Origin of the sequence: Bacillus cereus group sp. MYBK79-1 (assembly GCF_051915365.1) — a bacterium.
Classification (GTDB): Bacteria; Bacillota; Bacilli; order Bacillales; family Bacillaceae_G; genus Bacillus_A.
In genome coordinates, this window is the sequence record NZ_JBQAEO010000001.1 from 735,946 (window position 1) to 750,251 (window position 14,306).

Sequence of the window (14,306 nt, forward strand, 5' to 3'; positions counted from 1 at the left end):
GCGCCTTTCGATGGAAAGGCGCCACTTGATGTATATATAGTTTACAGATAAACGAGATGAATTACAACCTTTTAGAATAAACCTACTGCTTTTCCATCTTCATTTACATCCATTTGTAGTGCTGCTGGCTGTTTTGGAAGGCCTGGCATTGTTAACATTGTTCCTGTTAACGCAACGATAAACCCTGCACCAATAGATGGTTTTAGCTCACGAATTGTAACGATAAAGTCAGATGGACGACCTAATTTTGTTGCATCGTCAGAAAGAGAATATTGTGTTTTCGCCATACAAATTGGTAGGTTACTCCATCCTTCTCCTTCATATTGAGCTAATTGCTTACGTGCTTTCGGAGCAAATTCAATATCCTTTGCGCCGTACACTTTTTGAGCAATTGTACGAATTTTTTCTTCTAATGGTAATTCTAATTCATAAAGTGGTGCGTAGTTGTTTTCACCTTTTTCAATTTCTTTTAACACTTTCTCAGCAAGGTCAACTCCGCCTTGGCCACCTTTCTCCCAAACTTCAGTTAAGGATACTGCATAGCCACGCTCATTGCACCACTCTTGTAAGTAAGTAACTTCTGCATCTGTATCTGTAATGAATTTATTAATTGCAATTACGAAAGGCACACCGAAACTTTGAATTGTTTCAACATGCTTCTGTAAGTTTTCCATACCTTTTGCTAATGCGTCTACATTTTCTTCTTTTAATTGATCTTTTGCCACGCCGCCATGCATTTTAAGCGCACGAATAGTCGCAACAATAACAACTGCTTCGGGTTTAATTCCAGCTGCACGAGCTTTTATATCTAAAAACTTCTCTGCACCTAAATCAGCACCGAATCCAGCTTCTGTAATAACATAATCACCTAATTTTGCTGCCATTGTTGTAGCGATAACACTGTTACAACCGTGAGCGATATTCGCAAATGGTCCACCGTGAATGATAGCTGGTGTATTTTCTAACGTTTGTACTAAGTTTGGTTTTAATGCGTCTTTTAATAATAATGTTAACGCACCTTCTACACCTAAATCTTTAACCGTTACAGGTTGATTCGTAAAGTTATAAGCAACTACGATGCGAGAAAGACGCGCTTTTAAATCTTGAATATCCGTTGCAAGGCAGAATACGGCCATAATTTCAGATGCTACTGTAATATCGAAACCGTCTTCACGTGGTACACCTTGAACTGGTCCACCAAGACCAATTACTACGTTACGTAGGGCACGATCATTTAAGTCAACACAGCGTTTCCAAACGATTTTACGCGTATCAATTCCAAGTGTGTTTCCTTGTTGGATATGATTATCAATAAACGCCGCTAACGCGTTATTAGCAGTTGTGATCGCATGGATATCTCCAGTAAAGTGAAGGTTAATGTCTTCCATTGGTACAACCTGTGAAAAACCACCACCTGCTGCCCCGCCTTTTAGTCCCATCGTTGGTCCTAGAGATGGTTCGCGAAGTGCAATTACTGTTTTCCTACCAATTTTATTAAAAGCTTGACCTAAACCAACTGTTACTGTTGATTTACCTTCTCCAGCTGGAGTTGGGTTAATCGCTGTTACTAAAACAACTTTACCGTCTTTCTCGTTCTGTAAGCGCTTAAAAATGTCAAGAGATAACTTACCTTTATAATGCCCGTATGGCTCTAATTCATCTTCTAAAATATTTAATTCAGCTGCAATTTCTTGAATCTTCTTCATACTCGCTTCTTGCGCGATTTCAATATCGGATTTAACTGTTGTAGTAGTTGTCATATACCCTAGTCCCCCTTTAATTGGTTCTGATGATATTGTATCAGTTTTTTGTATTTTCTGCACTTATTTACCTCCTAAAAATTCTTTCACTTCTTTATATGTTTTTTAACATAAATACCCATAAGAATGTTAGCGATTGTTGTAACTCTGTAGGTAGTTGACCTAACATCTTCTCATTTACTCCGCGCTTATATACACCGATGCCATCTACAACTTCAAAACCTTGTTCTTTCGCTAACTGTTCAAACTCCCAAGGCATCATCGTATTACAAACAACGTCTTTGCCGTATAAACGAGGATAACTGTTCTCTCGAGGCTTTGCTGTCGGTCCTAAAATTGCAATACATGCATACCCATCTCTTTTTAAAACGCGCTTTATCTCATTTAATGCTCGTAATGGCTCTTCGGTCCATTCTAAAGAGTTAATTGCCATAATTGATTCAAATTGCTCATTTTCAAATGGTAAAGAAGAAAGATCCCCTTTTATAAAAGATAAATTCGGTCCTTCTCCACGCTCCTTCCCTTTTTGAATCATCACTTCTGATAAATCTACTCCAACTGCTTTATAGCCCGCGTGACTTAATTTATATGTACCGTATCCATCTCCACAACCAACATCGAGCACTTGAGCTTCTTTCTTCACGTATTGTTCAAAAAATGGAATAATTGTACTCCTACTCCCGCTTTCCCACATCTCTTGACTATTTTGAGTCCAAAATTCTGCACTACTATCCCATTTTTTCTCTGCTGATTCATGCCAATTAAATTTCGTCATACATTCCCCTGCCTTCACGTTTTATCACTCATTTCATTCTACATCATTTTCCAAAATTCCTGTTTATCCCGCTTTAATGGGCAGTAAGACCCCCACCTCAAAATGCAGAGAAAGCAAAGAAGTTAGGTGGGGGATCAACTGCCCATAAAAGTCCGATTGGTTCAGCTAATAATCAGTGGGGGATGAAGAAAACCCCCACTTATTAAAGTTTCACTTTATCTTCATTAGGAGATGTACAAGCTAACGAGGGAATCTTTATTCTCCAATTTTTGCTTTACTTGGGTTTAACTCATACTCATGTTCTTCTATTTATGTAAGATACTATATGTACACCCAATTGAAAGAGAGGGATGTACATGCGAAGAAAGAGAAATCATCATTTTAAAAGTGGTGAAAAAAACGAAGAGTATGCAGCTGAAATATCACCAGCTGGCATTCCAATTAGACATAACCGTAAAGAAATTGCAAATGAAATAGAAGGTACAAATACCGGTGCAATGGTAGGCTATGTCGCTTTATTTCTTTCGCTTTTCTCAATTGCATTTTATCCGGTTACACTCGGCTCTCTTGCGATTTTAGTCGGCTTATTAGCTGTCAATTTCGGAGCACGAACACTTGGATATACTGCAATTGGTTTTGGTAGTTTTTCTGTTTTATTTACTTTACTCTATCCGCTTGCTTTGTCAGCGTTTTAAAAAAACACACCAAGTTATACTTGGTGTGTTCATTCGTGATACAACATAATATGACCGCATCCACAGCAATGTTTCGCTGTAATTTCTTGAAACACTGGATAATTCTCTTCATCCCGATGCTCAATAAACACCTTTTCAAATCGATACATATTTTGTGCATATGCCCAATCTTGTTTGGTACGTGCATACAAAGTTGAGGAAAAAAACTCCTCACCACCGCAAACGATACATGTCTTCTTCATCACTACCCCTCCTATGCTTGTCTTACTTCATCTATATGAACATAAGCATAAGAAAAAGACCTTCTATTACTAGAAAGTCTTCTCTGAAACAAAAAGAAATGTACCAAACATCCCTACTCCGCTATATTCTTTCGTAACACCAGCTTCTGTTTTAAATGTTTGCTTTACAGTCATAAAGAATACACTATTTCGTGCATCTGTACTTTCAAATTGTAGCTTTTCTTTTTTACCATCTACATTTTGTGTGCATTCAAAACTACTCTCATCACATTTTAATGCATACTTGTCCTCTACATACACTTTAAAATCTGATTCTTTCGGACAAGTAATAAGTAAAATAGCCACGAGAATAATACTTATCATACCCACAATTGTATAATATTTCTTCATTTGTACTCCTTTCAAATGACAAGAAAACTTGACTTCATGCGCCAAGTTTTCTTAGTCCACAACCCATTGCCATTCTTGTTCTTTCTTATCAAAAATGAGCCAACCTGTCTCTGTTGCTTCTTCTTTCAATTCATCGATATTGTCTAGTACCTCATCCGTACTTTCATACGAACCAACTACATATACCGGAATTTCTAGACCCCTTCTTGACTCAATTTTCCCTGCTAGATCAATATAAAGACCATCTTCCATTAATGGAATAAGCCCCATAATCACTTCTTTCGAAATTGCTGGGAAAATTTTTGATTTTTGGAACAAAGAAAAACGTTTCTTACCGAAAGCACCGAGTTTATAAGGAATGACTTTACTTAACATGCCTACAAAGTCAGCAATTCTGCGATAATACACTTTGTTGTACCATCCATCATCATGTGAAAAATAAACAAATCTATTTTTCAATAGCGGAAAGAATGTTCTTGCAAGTGGTTCTTTTTTGTGAGCCAAATATAAAAGCTCTGCAATTTCTTTTGGCTCTAATTCATCTAAATCGCTTGCATCATCAAAATCTACCCAACAAAATTCATCAAATTCATCAATCTCTGCTTGAATTAGCTTATGTATATTTTCTTCCTCAACATATTCAAATAAAGTATGATAATGAAAATCTGTCCATTCAAAGTTATGCTTCAAAAGCAACACTTGATGAAGCGGTGAAGGGATGTTACTTGCAAACTCTTTAAACGTAATTCCTGATGTAATAAAACAATGACCCCGACGATTACCATTAATGTATATCATATTCTTTACTTGGTCAGATCCTCCAGACAAAGCACCTAGCCACCTTCGTTTTATATGTTTCAATTCTATAGCATATTTTAACATGAAAAATTTTAGAAACATAGAAAAAAATTCAAAAACTATTTACAATTTCATGTGTTTTATTACATACTGATTACAAGAAAAAACACCTGCTCCTGAGCAGGCGTTTTTAAAGGATTTCATCTGGGTTTTGAGGATGATGATTTCCCTCTTTCTTTTTATCTTTTTGGAACATCGATTGAATTTTATCAATTGTTTGTGGAGCTAATTCAATCATTTTTTCTGCTAAATGTGTCGCATTTTGTAGATGAAGAATATTTACTCCATCTTTATTCACCACAAGAAATGCTACCGGTGTAATAGAAACACCACCCGCGCTACCGCCACCAAATGCAGGGTTACCGTTCGCTCTTTGTCCATCATTCGTTTGGAAATCAGAACCCCCTGCTCCAAACCCGAACGCTACTTTAGAAACCGTTAACACCACACCACCGTCAGCCGTTTGAACAGGCTCTCCTACAATCGTATTTACATCGACCATTTCTTTTAAATTTTCCATTGCCGCTTTTATTAATCCTTGAATTGGATGATCCACCGTTCATAACCTCCTTTGTCATATCTTTCCTAGTTTTTCCGAAAGTTTGTGAACTAAACATAAAATTTTATATTGATTGCAAAAATATTTTTATAATTTCTGCAAAAACAAAAAAATACCTTGAATTGTAAAGATGTCTCTAACACTTCAAGGGCACTTCAAATTTGATATTTTGTGTTTTTCCATGCAAGATAATTAAGTAAATAAAAATTCATTACATAATTAGATTAGATTAGATTGGAAGTGTCTATTTGATAGTATATACTGTACAACCACTTCACATTTATAGAAAAATGCAAGAAGAAGGTTTTTATCAGGGAAATGAGAAATATGTTTGGCCTCATTTCAAATCTCCATATGCATGGATGATGAGACAGATGAAAGAGAGAATTCCTAATTATGATGGCCGAACTTATCCTGTATGGGTTTGGAGTAAAAGACCTGATCAAAACCGCCCAGCACTTTTATCTAAAGGTCAAAAAGGCGTCATACTTACATTAGACATACGAGATGAAGACATTCTTTGGTCTTGTTTTAATACTTGGCACTCTATTTTAAATAATGGTCCTATAGCTAAATCGGAGGAGGAATGGGATCAATTTGAAACAGAAGGTTTTCCAAAAGATAAAATGTTAGCTACCTGGCCCAGAATTTTTGACTTTGATTTGTTACAAAGCCTAGATAAGGATTGGATAGAATTTGATCCAGATTGGGTACAAGGTGTAACACCTCGTATCGAAATGAAACATATTATTAAAGCTAAACGATTCATTGCTAAATAAAGTAGAGAGCTATAGCTCTCTACTTTTTCACTAAAATCAAAAATTTTTATTACTAGTCCTCCCTATACGTATAAAACCATCCTTACTGTCTGCATCATATGTCCTTCAAAGTCTTCTTCAAATTCCTCTAATTGCGCAAAACCTTTCGCTTCATAAAAATGTTTTCCTTTTTCATTCGCTGCTTCTACATGAATGTATAATTTTCGAATTCCTTTTAATGCCGTTAACCCTTTTTTTAATAAAGCACTTCCTATCCCTTTTCCTTGCTGATCTGGTAACAAATAAATCGCGCCTAATTCTGCTTCGTTTTGCAATCTAACGGGTGAAAAATTCGCAAAGCCAATTACTTCTCCCTCTTCTTCCGCAACGAATAAATATGTATTTTCAAGACGATATTTCATTTTTTCATCAGAATAAGCCTCGTTTAAGAAACTGTCTTGAATCTTTCTCGGGATAATTCCTTCGTATGTATCATGCCAAGCTATTTTCGCTACTGATTGTACAGCATGAATGTCTTCTTGCTTCATTTCTCTAATTACATATGTCATCTCGTTGTCTCCATTCTCTTTAAATTATATTCTGCTAATATACTAGAAGAAATGGCAGTACCATTTTCATAATTCACCTTTATTAATTTTAATTTCTCAATTGAAGCTGTTGCATGATCAAATTTTTCATAAATATATTCCATTGCACTTAAAAACTGATTTACATGTAACTTATTTGCAATCGTACAATGCGGAACCCATTTTCCTGGCACATAATATGAATTAAGATTATCATGAAAAGTTTTAAAATTATCATGGTAAGAATGATGAAGTCTTAACAATTCATCTGTAATAGTCGGTGCTAGAAAGATTGTTCCGTTAGTAGGAAAAGTTCCAACAGAAGGAAAAGTTACCTCTGCCATACTCTCTTGAACAGCTACAAACGCCTCTAATTTCTTCTTATATAAATGAACGTCTAACTCATGGTAATCAGCTAATGTAATATGAGGTTCTACTCCTGCTAATTGATTTGTGCCAATGATATTTGTTATTTCATTTTGCAATTCTATAATTTTATTAGTAAACACACGATCAAATGTAGCAATAATAGCGTACATACTTCCTCATCCCTTCGTTACATATAGCGCTTCCCATTCTTCACGAATCATCCCCATTCGAATAGAATCATAGTACGTCCCGTTATAATAACGGCATTTTCGCATTCTACCTTCTAAAGTCATTCCTATTTTCTCCGCTACTTTCATCATGCGTTCATTGCCAGACCAAGTCGTGATCCCTACTCTACCAATCTCCATCTTTTCAAATAGTAAATCTCGATATAACGTTAACGCTTCTGTACCATAACCACCATTCCAGTAATTTGGATTATAAATAACAAGACCCATCTCTAACCAACGCGTCGGTTTATATTCCCAATAAAACCCGACCGTCCCTATAATTTGGCCGTTATTTTCTATAATTAAATTAGATAGAGGTTCTTCTTTTAAACGCGTTTGCATCCTCTCTTTATAAGGCTGGTATTCTTGCATTGAAAACGGAAAATACGGTGCATCCCATTTTTTCCATTCTGGATTTTCTTCTTTAAATACGAGATTCCATATTGGGTTTATATCTGATTCTTCAATTGTACGAATTGTTACTTTATTCCCTTTTAATATTACGTTTTGCATAATTCCCTCCTACAATCCTCTTTATTTCATATATAATTATAATATTTTTTCAGAAAAATCAAAACAAATATCGTTTATTGTATTGTATAATTTTGTTATAAGATACCAATTATTCATGTAGAAAGCTGGTGATTCAATGAATAATCGATTTAGTATTGCTTTATTTCTCACTATTATTACGACAAATATTATTCTCTATTTCTTCTTACCATTAAGTATTGTTACGAAATGGGACTTCAATGGAACGCCTACGTCAACAATGGATAAAAGCACTTTTGTTATCGTAAATATAATTATATGTTCCTTCTTATTCTTTTTATTTTTAGCTTTATCTAAAGCAGCGAGTAACCAGAAATCTTTCCTTTGGATCGGCAACACAATTTTACTATTTTTATTTTTTGTCGATATTGTCATCGTCCTCATCGCTCTTGGCTTCGCACCCCCTCTTGATCATTTAATATTTTTAGCATTGGGGCTTTTATTTATATTAATAGGCTATTTCAGTTCCAAAATTGATACGAGTAAATCAACAATTTCATTGGAATGGAATGATAAGCACCTTGAAAAAAGAGCTTCAAATATTTGTAGTATTTCAATGATGATAGCAGGTATTTTCCTAGCTGGGCTTCCATTTATCATTCCTGCTCCGTATAGAGGTTATGCTATACTCACAATTATTTTAGGGATGACGATTGTCATTTTACCGAGTACAATTTACTTACTTATGAAAGACAGCAAGCAATCTACTCATATAAAAAGATAATAAAAAAATAGGAGGCTCCATACCTCCTATTTCATCTTTTCTATCTCAACTAAAATACCTTTCTCTATCCAGCCTTCTACTCCATCTCTTTTAATTAAATCATATCCTGAACAGCTGTTATCAATGAGAGAAACAATGTCACCTTTACTTACGCTTATTTGTGCGCAAGAAATATCGGTTTTCACTGTGTATTCGCCTGAATCAAGTTTCCTAATATATTCATTTTTCACAGAGAGTAATTTATTCGTTTCTCTTTGCTTACATATCGTATAATCTTGCATCTTCTCCATCGGTTCTATGTAATAATACGGATATGTCACTCCGCCCTGCATTTCTGAGTTCGCATTAAAATCTGCTGTTACTTCATACTCTGGAAAATAATCTACATATGTATAAGAAAACGTATCACCTGCTCTTGTCCTCTGAATGATAAATGCGTTTAATTGTCCTACCTCTTTAATTGCATTTCCGCCATCAATTACTATAATCTTTTTCTCCTTATCAATAACTGGATTGTTAGATGGTGCTTCATCAGAATAGTTTACAACAGGCCAATGACCGACAACTACATACTTATTTGCTCTATGTGATTTATTGAAAAACTCCGGCATTGCTATCGCACTTTTCCGTTCTGTTTCTTTCCAATCCTCTCTATCTTCAAGGCCAGCATGTACAAAGATATAATCTTCTGTTTCAATCGCTGTTGGTAATTCTGTTAGCCACTTTATTTCTTTTGAAAAATGGCCCATCAATATGTTTTTCACTTCACAAATATCACTTTCTTCATTAACGGTAACTTTCAATTGCCCTAGCCACTCATTAAAAATTGTATTCTTTCGCGTACATAAATAATGTATTAGCGCAGGGTTTTCATTTACAAGCGCTTCCACTACAACTTCACAATTCCCTTCAATTACATAAACGTTTGGCTTGCTAACTATAAGATCCATCACGTAGTTTACGACGCCAATACTATTTCTTCCTTTCTCACAAAGATCACCATTAATAATTAAATAATCGTCATCTTTAAAATTAACTTTATGTAGTAGTTCCTTAAAAAGATCTAATTCCCCATGAATATCAGAAATCATAATGACTCGTACATCATTTGGTATAGATAATTTCTTTATTTTTTCCAAATATAAACGCCCCTAACATTCTCCAAATTCAATATTCCCTTGTTAATTTCTAATATTCGACCTGTTCCTAGCTCAAATCTGCCAAAAATAGGTTCCATATATTTTCACACACGGAACCTACTTAATATTATAACTCTTTATAAAAAGAATAGCTTACCTTATCATATCCCTCTCTTTCATAAAAACGATGTGCATCCATTCTTGGAAACGCAGATGTAAGAACGATAGAGCTGCACCCTTTTTCTTCCCCCCATTTTTCTACATATGACAACAGAACTTTACCATACCCTTTTGATCTGTGAGCTTCTGCCGTTACAAGGTCATACACGAAAACATGTTTCTCATTATAAAAGTTCGTACAAATCGCTACACCAGCTAGACTCACAACTTCTCCCTCTTCATTACGTAGCGAAAATAGTTTATAGTTTTCTTCTTTCATTTTTTGAAATAAAGAACTTGCTTCTTCTCTTGAAAGTTTAGTTCGCAATTGCTGTAATACGGGAAATACATCATGTAAATCCGCTTCTGTTACTACTTCTCTAATATTCATTATGATTCTCCCCTTACTATTTATAAAATTTTCTAAATGTTATATCATCATTATAGAAAGCCACTGCCCTTAGCTTAAGTGACAGTTTTATTCTTTTTTATAAGGCCAGTATGAAAAGGAGCGTCTACGAATGGATCTGACTATCCCATTAGTATTACAAAGTAAAACACCCCTTTACTTACAAATTTATGAATATATGAAACGAGAAATCTCTCATGGATCACTACGTGCCGGTACACGCCTTCCTTCTCACAGAAATTTAGCTATGCAACTTAATGTGAGCCGTATTACAGTGGAATCCGCTTATCAACAATTACTAGCTGAAGGGTATGTAGAAAGCAAACCGAAACGTGGGATTTTTGTTGCAGAAGTTGATATTGATGTCATTCAAAAGAAACAGCAAATTGCGTCAAACAGTGCAAATAATAAAGAATACGAACAATATGATTATGATTGTAGTCAAGGGCTTATTGATCAAAAAGCTTTTCCTATAACAAACTGGAAAAGAGCATTACACGAAACTTTATTTCAGTATGAAAATGAATTATTTGCTAAAGAAGATCCACAAGGTGAGCTCGTTCTACGAGAGCATATTTCAAAGTATTTATATCATGCTCGCGGGGTACATTCTTCACCTGATCAAATTATTATTGGAGCAGGTACGCAGCCTCTTCTTTGGCTACTACTTCAACTGCTTGGTTCAAAAAAAGAATACGGAATCGAAAATCCTGGATTTCACCGTATACCTGCTATGATTCAAAGTTCTGGCCTTCCCGTCCACCCTATCCCTTTAGACGATAAAGGGATTCATATTTCCGCTTTACGTGAATCGGGTTCTAATGTAGCGTATGTGACTCCCTCTCACCAATTTCCACTTGGAATCATTATGCCGTTATCTAAAAGACTCGAGTTATTAAAATGGGCGAATGATTGTAAGGGATATATTATTGAAGATGATTATGACGGGGAATTTCGTTATATAGGAAAACCCATTCCTTCTTTACAAGGACTAGATTCAAATGAACGTGTTATTTATATGGGAACTTTCTCAAAATCTTTTTTACCTTCTTTACGAATGGGGTATATCGTTTTACCTCCTCACCTTTTAAGAGCTTATCAAGATCTTGGTGGTATGTTTAAACAAACGGTTTCTACGCTGCAACAACTTACCTTTGCCACCTTTATTCAAAATGGTGATTGGGAACGCCATATTAATCGCAGTCGTACGTTATATAAAAGAAAACACATTTCTTTAATTAAATGTATTACAACCGAAATGGGTAATAACGTTCGTATACTCGGGGAACAATCAGGACTTCATATCGTACTTCACGTTCATAACGGGATGAATGAACAAGAACTTATTCATACGGCCGCAAAAGAACGTATTAAGTTATACCCTCTCTCCACATACGATTCTGTTCATAATGTAAAAGAAGATTCTTATGTATTGCTCGGTTTTGGCAGTATTCCAGAGGATTGTATCGAAACCGTTGTCCAATTACTGAAAAAGGCCTGGTTCCCTAAATAAAAATAGCTCCACGCAAGTTATACTTACGTGGAGCTATTTTCATTCACTATTTTTCTGATCTCGCTGTCCTTCCCGGACGTTTAACACCAGTTGTTTCCGTTGAATAGGAAGCTTCAATGATAGCGGTTGGATCTACAGAGAGAACGAGATCTTTCATTTTCGGATAAATGAAACGGTTTGTAATGCAATAAATGATTCTCTTATGTTCCCCTAAAAAACCACCTTCTCCATGTAGATACGTAACAGATAATTGTAATTCTTTCATGAGTAGATCGCCTATTTCCTTATTTTTGCCAGAAATAATCATAACGCTCTTTCCTTGGTTAATACCATCTAATATGAAATCAATCATCTTCGTAACAATATAGAAAATTGCTAGTGAGAACATCGCTTGTTCAATTGAAAATAAAATCGCTACAAATGTGAAAATAACTGCATTTACAGCAAGTAAAAATGTACTAATCGGTACTTTAAAATGTTTGTTCATCCAAACTGCTAACATTTCTGATCCATCTATTGCTCCGCCCATTTTCACTACAATCCCCACACCAACACCAAATAGTACTCCGCCATAAAGAACAATTAACAATTCAGAAGTTGTAATTGCTGGAAATGGTTTTAAATAGATTAATCCGAGTGTTGTAACAACGTTTGCATAGGATGTACGGATAAAGAACTTCTTTCCCATTACTTTTGCAGTAAATAATAAAATCGGGATATTAATTCCTAAGAACACCCCGTAAAGCGGCAATCCAGCAACTTTATTCGCCATAATAGCAATGGCTGTTACCCCGCCATCTACTAATCCATTAGGAGCTAAAATAAGCTCTAATGAACCCGCTACAATAATCGATCCAATTGTTAATAATATGTATTCAAATACTCTTTTCATTCATTACCCCCAAAACTTATATATTTTCTTAGTATTATTTTAACGTAATTTTACTACTAATTCAAAGATATGAGTTTATATACACAAAAGTTTCACCTTTACAGTGATTTTTTATGTAATTTATTTATGGAAACACACTTACATATTTCAGTAAGTGTGCTCCAAACATTTATTTAAGTTTTGAGTATGAATTCATTTTCATTTTCAATATTTCATCAACTGCCCTATTATACCCACCAGCATTTCGAAGTGACTCTCCAACTTTACGACTATTTTCCTTAAACGTTACATCATACATCACTTTCTCTACAGCTCCACGTAACAATTCGGAAGTTAACTCTTTACGATTAAGCCTTATTCCAGCCCCTACTTCATTCACTCGTTTCGCAACTAAAGGCTGATCACCTGTTACTGGAATTACAACTAACGGGACACCGTAATATAGCGCTTCACTTGAACTATTCATACCACCGTGTGTCACGAATACATTAGCATACTGTAATACCTCTAATTGCGGCACATAGTTAAACAACTTAAAGTTATTCGGAATGTTTTTAAATTGACTTATATTTATCTTCTTACCAACAACTAATATGACTGTCGCTTCTACATCTTTAAACGCTTCAAAGCATTTTTCATATAGCTTAGGTTGTTCATTAAAAACTGTTCCCATAGAAATGAAAATCAATTTTTTATCTTTTAAATCTTCCATAGGAAAGCTTCCTACTTCTTTACGCCTAGCAATTGATGGGCCAACAAACTTATACGATTCATCGAATACATCTGAACGCGGTTGATATTCCTTTGAAGTATATACAATCGTAATATCACCAGGATGATTCATAATATCATACATACTATTACATTTCATTCCATACTGTCTGTTCCATTTTTCCATTCCCGCTAAACAAGATTGAAACAATGGATTCGTTTCATCTACTTTTCTTGATTCATGTTCATCGTTAAAAGTAATATACTGATTAAAAGCAAACGTTGTACAAGAAGAAACGCTAGGTAATTTTAAAACATTGGCTATAATACGTCCTACTGGAAAATGATTATCGTATATTAAGTAATCATACTTTTCCCCTTTTGTTTCTTCTACAATTTGAGTAACAATACGCTCTGATGCTTCCATCATATGAGACATCATTGTCAAAGGACTCCCACCTTCATTTACTCGTTCCATAATATTAATTTGAGAGAGAAAATTCTCAAACACTCGGAATCCTGCACCTGTTGCTTCAATCTTCTTTCTATAATCTTCAATACAATACGAAACAACTGTCTCCCCTCGCCGAATTAACTCATTTACAATAGCTAAAGTCGGATTTATATGACCTTCTCCAGGGAAATTTATTACGAGTACGTTTGCCATAATATTCTCTCCTATCTAATATTATTAATAATTAATTATATTAATTAATTTAAAACTATTATAAAGGAATCTATTCTATTTCTTCACATTTTTCTCTTCATTTTATTATTGAGAAATATTTTTCATAACCTACATTATAACTCTCATAAAAGAACACTTAACTGTTCATTTACTGAAAAATAAGAGATTTAAATTTGGTATTTTTATAGATTTATCATCAGAAACATTATTTTGATAATTCATACAAAACTAGAAAAATATAATTTCCACACTGATTTCTCACCATGAATGTATTTAAGTTCTATGTTGTTCCTATC

17 protein-coding genes are annotated in these 14,306 nt (G+C 34.7%); 4 read left to right on the plus strand and 13 right to left on the minus strand.

Translation table 11 applies throughout. The features are described from left to right. Positions 1-71: 71 nt before the first annotated feature. Together ACTFOB_RS03770 and ACTFOB_RS03775 are read right to left on the minus strand one after the other, a co-directional pair. Positions 72-1,760 (minus strand): formate--tetrahydrofolate ligase, encoded by a 1,689-nt coding sequence (locus ACTFOB_RS03770; RefSeq protein WP_440024801.1) that lies wholly within the window; start codon positions 1,758-1,760, stop codon positions 72-74. Between the two features lie 94 nt (positions 1,761-1,854). After that, positions 1,855-2,535: a class I SAM-dependent methyltransferase gene (locus tag ACTFOB_RS03775; RefSeq protein ID WP_440024584.1), complete on the minus strand. Its 681-nt coding sequence runs from the start codon at positions 2,533-2,535 to the stop codon at positions 1,855-1,857. Between the two features lie 356 nt (positions 2,536-2,891). On the opposite strand from ACTFOB_RS03775, the gene ACTFOB_RS03780 reads away from it, so the two are divergent. Then, on the plus strand, positions 2,892-3,230 hold the full coding sequence (locus ACTFOB_RS03780; protein WP_001253205.1) for a hypothetical protein: 339 nt from the start codon (positions 2,892-2,894) through the stop codon (positions 3,228-3,230). Positions 3,231-3,259: 29 nt separating this feature from the next. Here ACTFOB_RS03780 and ACTFOB_RS03785 read toward each other — a convergent pair whose 3' ends face one another. The 4 genes from ACTFOB_RS03785 to ytfJ all read right to left on the minus strand — a co-directional run bounded on the left by ACTFOB_RS03785 (position 3,260) and on the right by ytfJ (position 5,276). Continuing rightward, entirely contained in the window at positions 3,260-3,472 is a 213-nt protein-coding gene (locus tag ACTFOB_RS03785; protein WP_151630658.1) for a hypothetical protein, read from the minus strand. 69 nt (positions 3,473-3,541) lie between these two features. Beyond that, entirely contained in the window at positions 3,542-3,862 is a 321-nt protein-coding gene (locus ACTFOB_RS03790; RefSeq protein ID WP_151630659.1) for a hypothetical protein, read from the minus strand. 51 nt (positions 3,863-3,913) lie between these two features. Then, complete coding sequence (locus ACTFOB_RS03795; protein ID WP_000014093.1) at positions 3,914-4,690, minus strand: hypothetical protein; 777 nt, start codon at positions 4,688-4,690, stop codon at positions 3,914-3,916. A gap of 160 nt (positions 4,691-4,850) precedes the next feature. Continuing rightward, entirely contained in the window at positions 4,851-5,276 is a 426-nt protein-coding gene (gene ytfJ / locus ACTFOB_RS03800; RefSeq protein ID WP_440024586.1) for a GerW family sporulation protein, read from the minus strand. Between the two features lie 251 nt (positions 5,277-5,527). On the opposite strand from ytfJ, the gene ACTFOB_RS03805 reads away from it, so the two are divergent. Next, the gene (locus ACTFOB_RS03805) at positions 5,528-6,058 is read left to right on the plus strand and encodes a DUF3841 domain-containing protein (protein WP_440024588.1); all 531 of its coding nucleotides are present in this window, start codon (positions 5,528-5,530) and stop codon (positions 6,056-6,058) included. Positions 6,059-6,120: 62 nt separating this feature from the next. Here the strand turns inward: ACTFOB_RS03805 and ACTFOB_RS03810 are convergent, their stop codons facing one another. The 3 genes from ACTFOB_RS03810 to ACTFOB_RS03820 are packed head-to-tail and all read right to left on the minus strand — an operon-like array spanning position 6,121 to position 7,736. Continuing rightward, the gene (locus tag ACTFOB_RS03810) at positions 6,121-6,606 is read right to left on the minus strand and encodes an N-acetyltransferase family protein (RefSeq protein WP_440024589.1); all 486 of its coding nucleotides are present in this window, start codon (positions 6,604-6,606) and stop codon (positions 6,121-6,123) included. Beyond that, positions 6,603-7,163 carry a 2'-5' RNA ligase family protein gene (locus ACTFOB_RS03815; protein ID WP_440024591.1) on the minus strand — a complete coding sequence of 187 codons (561 nt, stop codon included), beginning with the start codon at positions 7,161-7,163 and terminating at the stop codon, positions 6,603-6,605. Before ACTFOB_RS03815 ends, ACTFOB_RS03810 begins: the two co-directional genes overlap by 4 nt. Before the next feature lie 6 nt (positions 7,164-7,169). After that, on the minus strand, positions 7,170-7,736 hold the full coding sequence (locus ACTFOB_RS03820) for a GNAT family N-acetyltransferase (protein ID WP_440024592.1): 567 nt from the start codon (positions 7,734-7,736) through the stop codon (positions 7,170-7,172). A gap of 136 nt (positions 7,737-7,872) precedes the next feature. Between ACTFOB_RS03820 and ACTFOB_RS03825 the strand changes: the two genes are divergently transcribed. After that, positions 7,873-8,499, plus strand: coding sequence for a DUF1648 domain-containing protein (locus ACTFOB_RS03825; protein ID WP_440024593.1), 627 nt, complete (start codon positions 7,873-7,875; stop codon positions 8,497-8,499). Between the two features lie 26 nt (positions 8,500-8,525). On the opposite strand, the gene ACTFOB_RS03830 is transcribed toward ACTFOB_RS03825, so the two are convergent. Both ACTFOB_RS03830 and ACTFOB_RS03835 read right to left on the minus strand, forming a co-directional pair. Continuing rightward, a complete protein-coding gene (locus ACTFOB_RS03830; RefSeq protein ID WP_440024594.1) occupies positions 8,526-9,638 on the minus strand; it encodes a metallophosphoesterase in 1,113 nt (370 codons plus the stop codon). Positions 9,639-9,765: 127 nt separating this feature from the next. Then, the gene (locus ACTFOB_RS03835) at positions 9,766-10,188 is read right to left on the minus strand and encodes a GNAT family N-acetyltransferase (RefSeq protein ID WP_440024595.1); all 423 of its coding nucleotides are present in this window, start codon (positions 10,186-10,188) and stop codon (positions 9,766-9,768) included. 130 nt (positions 10,189-10,318) lie between these two features. Between ACTFOB_RS03835 and pdxR the strand changes: the two genes are divergently transcribed. Then, positions 10,319-11,719 (plus strand): MocR-like pyridoxine biosynthesis transcription factor PdxR, encoded by a 1,401-nt coding sequence (gene pdxR / locus ACTFOB_RS03840; protein WP_440024597.1) that lies wholly within the window; start codon positions 10,319-10,321, stop codon positions 11,717-11,719. A 46-nt stretch (positions 11,720-11,765) separates the two neighbouring features. On the opposite strand, the gene ACTFOB_RS03845 is transcribed toward pdxR, so the two are convergent. Further along, positions 11,766-12,611, minus strand: a complete 846-nt coding sequence (locus ACTFOB_RS03845; protein WP_440024599.1) for a YitT family protein — start codon at positions 12,609-12,611, stop codon at positions 11,766-11,768. Positions 12,612-12,780: 169 nt separating this feature from the next. Beyond that, complete coding sequence (locus ACTFOB_RS03850) at positions 12,781-13,989, minus strand: macrolide family glycosyltransferase (RefSeq protein ID WP_440024601.1); 1,209 nt, start codon at positions 13,987-13,989, stop codon at positions 12,781-12,783. Positions 13,990-14,306: the final 317 nt, after the last annotated feature.

What these genes read in the sequence shown, in the direction of transcription:
- ACTFOB_RS03770 (WP_440024801.1), bottom strand. Translation starts at nt 1,760, where the DNA reads ATGACAACTACTACAACAGTTAAATCCGATATTGAAATCGCGCAAGAA.
- ACTFOB_RS03775 (WP_440024584.1), bottom strand. Translation starts at nt 2,535, where the DNA reads ATGACGAAATTTAATTGGCATGAATCAGCAGAGAAAAAATGGGATAGT.
- ACTFOB_RS03780 (WP_001253205.1), top strand. Translation starts at nt 2,892, where the DNA reads ATGCGAAGAAAGAGAAATCATCATTTTAAAAGTGGTGAAAAAAACGAA.
- ACTFOB_RS03785 (WP_151630658.1), bottom strand. Translation starts at nt 3,472, where the DNA reads ATGAAGAAGACATGTATCGTTTGCGGTGGTGAGGAGTTTTTTTCCTCA.
- ACTFOB_RS03790 (WP_151630659.1), bottom strand. Translation starts at nt 3,862, where the DNA reads ATGAAGAAATATTATACAATTGTGGGTATGATAAGTATTATTCTCGTG.
- ACTFOB_RS03810 (WP_440024589.1), bottom strand. Translation starts at nt 6,606, where the DNA reads ATGACATATGTAATTAGAGAAATGAAGCAAGAAGACATTCATGCTGTA.
- ACTFOB_RS03815 (WP_440024591.1), bottom strand. Translation starts at nt 7,163, where the DNA reads ATGTACGCTATTATTGCTACATTTGATCGTGTGTTTACTAATAAAATT.
- ACTFOB_RS03820 (WP_440024592.1), bottom strand. Translation starts at nt 7,736, where the DNA reads ATGCAAAACGTAATATTAAAAGGGAATAAAGTAACAATTCGTACAATT.
- ACTFOB_RS03825 (WP_440024593.1), top strand. Translation starts at nt 7,873, where the DNA reads ATGAATAATCGATTTAGTATTGCTTTATTTCTCACTATTATTACGACA.
- ACTFOB_RS03835 (WP_440024595.1), bottom strand. Translation starts at nt 10,188, where the DNA reads ATGAATATTAGAGAAGTAGTAACAGAAGCGGATTTACATGATGTATTT.
- pdxR (WP_440024597.1), top strand. Translation starts at nt 10,319, where the DNA reads ATGGATCTGACTATCCCATTAGTATTACAAAGTAAAACACCCCTTTAC.
- ACTFOB_RS03845 (WP_440024599.1), bottom strand. Translation starts at nt 12,611, where the DNA reads ATGAAAAGAGTATTTGAATACATATTATTAACAATTGGATCGATTATT.
- ACTFOB_RS03850 (WP_440024601.1), bottom strand. Translation starts at nt 13,989, where the DNA reads ATGGCAAACGTACTCGTAATAAATTTCCCTGGAGAAGGTCATATAAAT.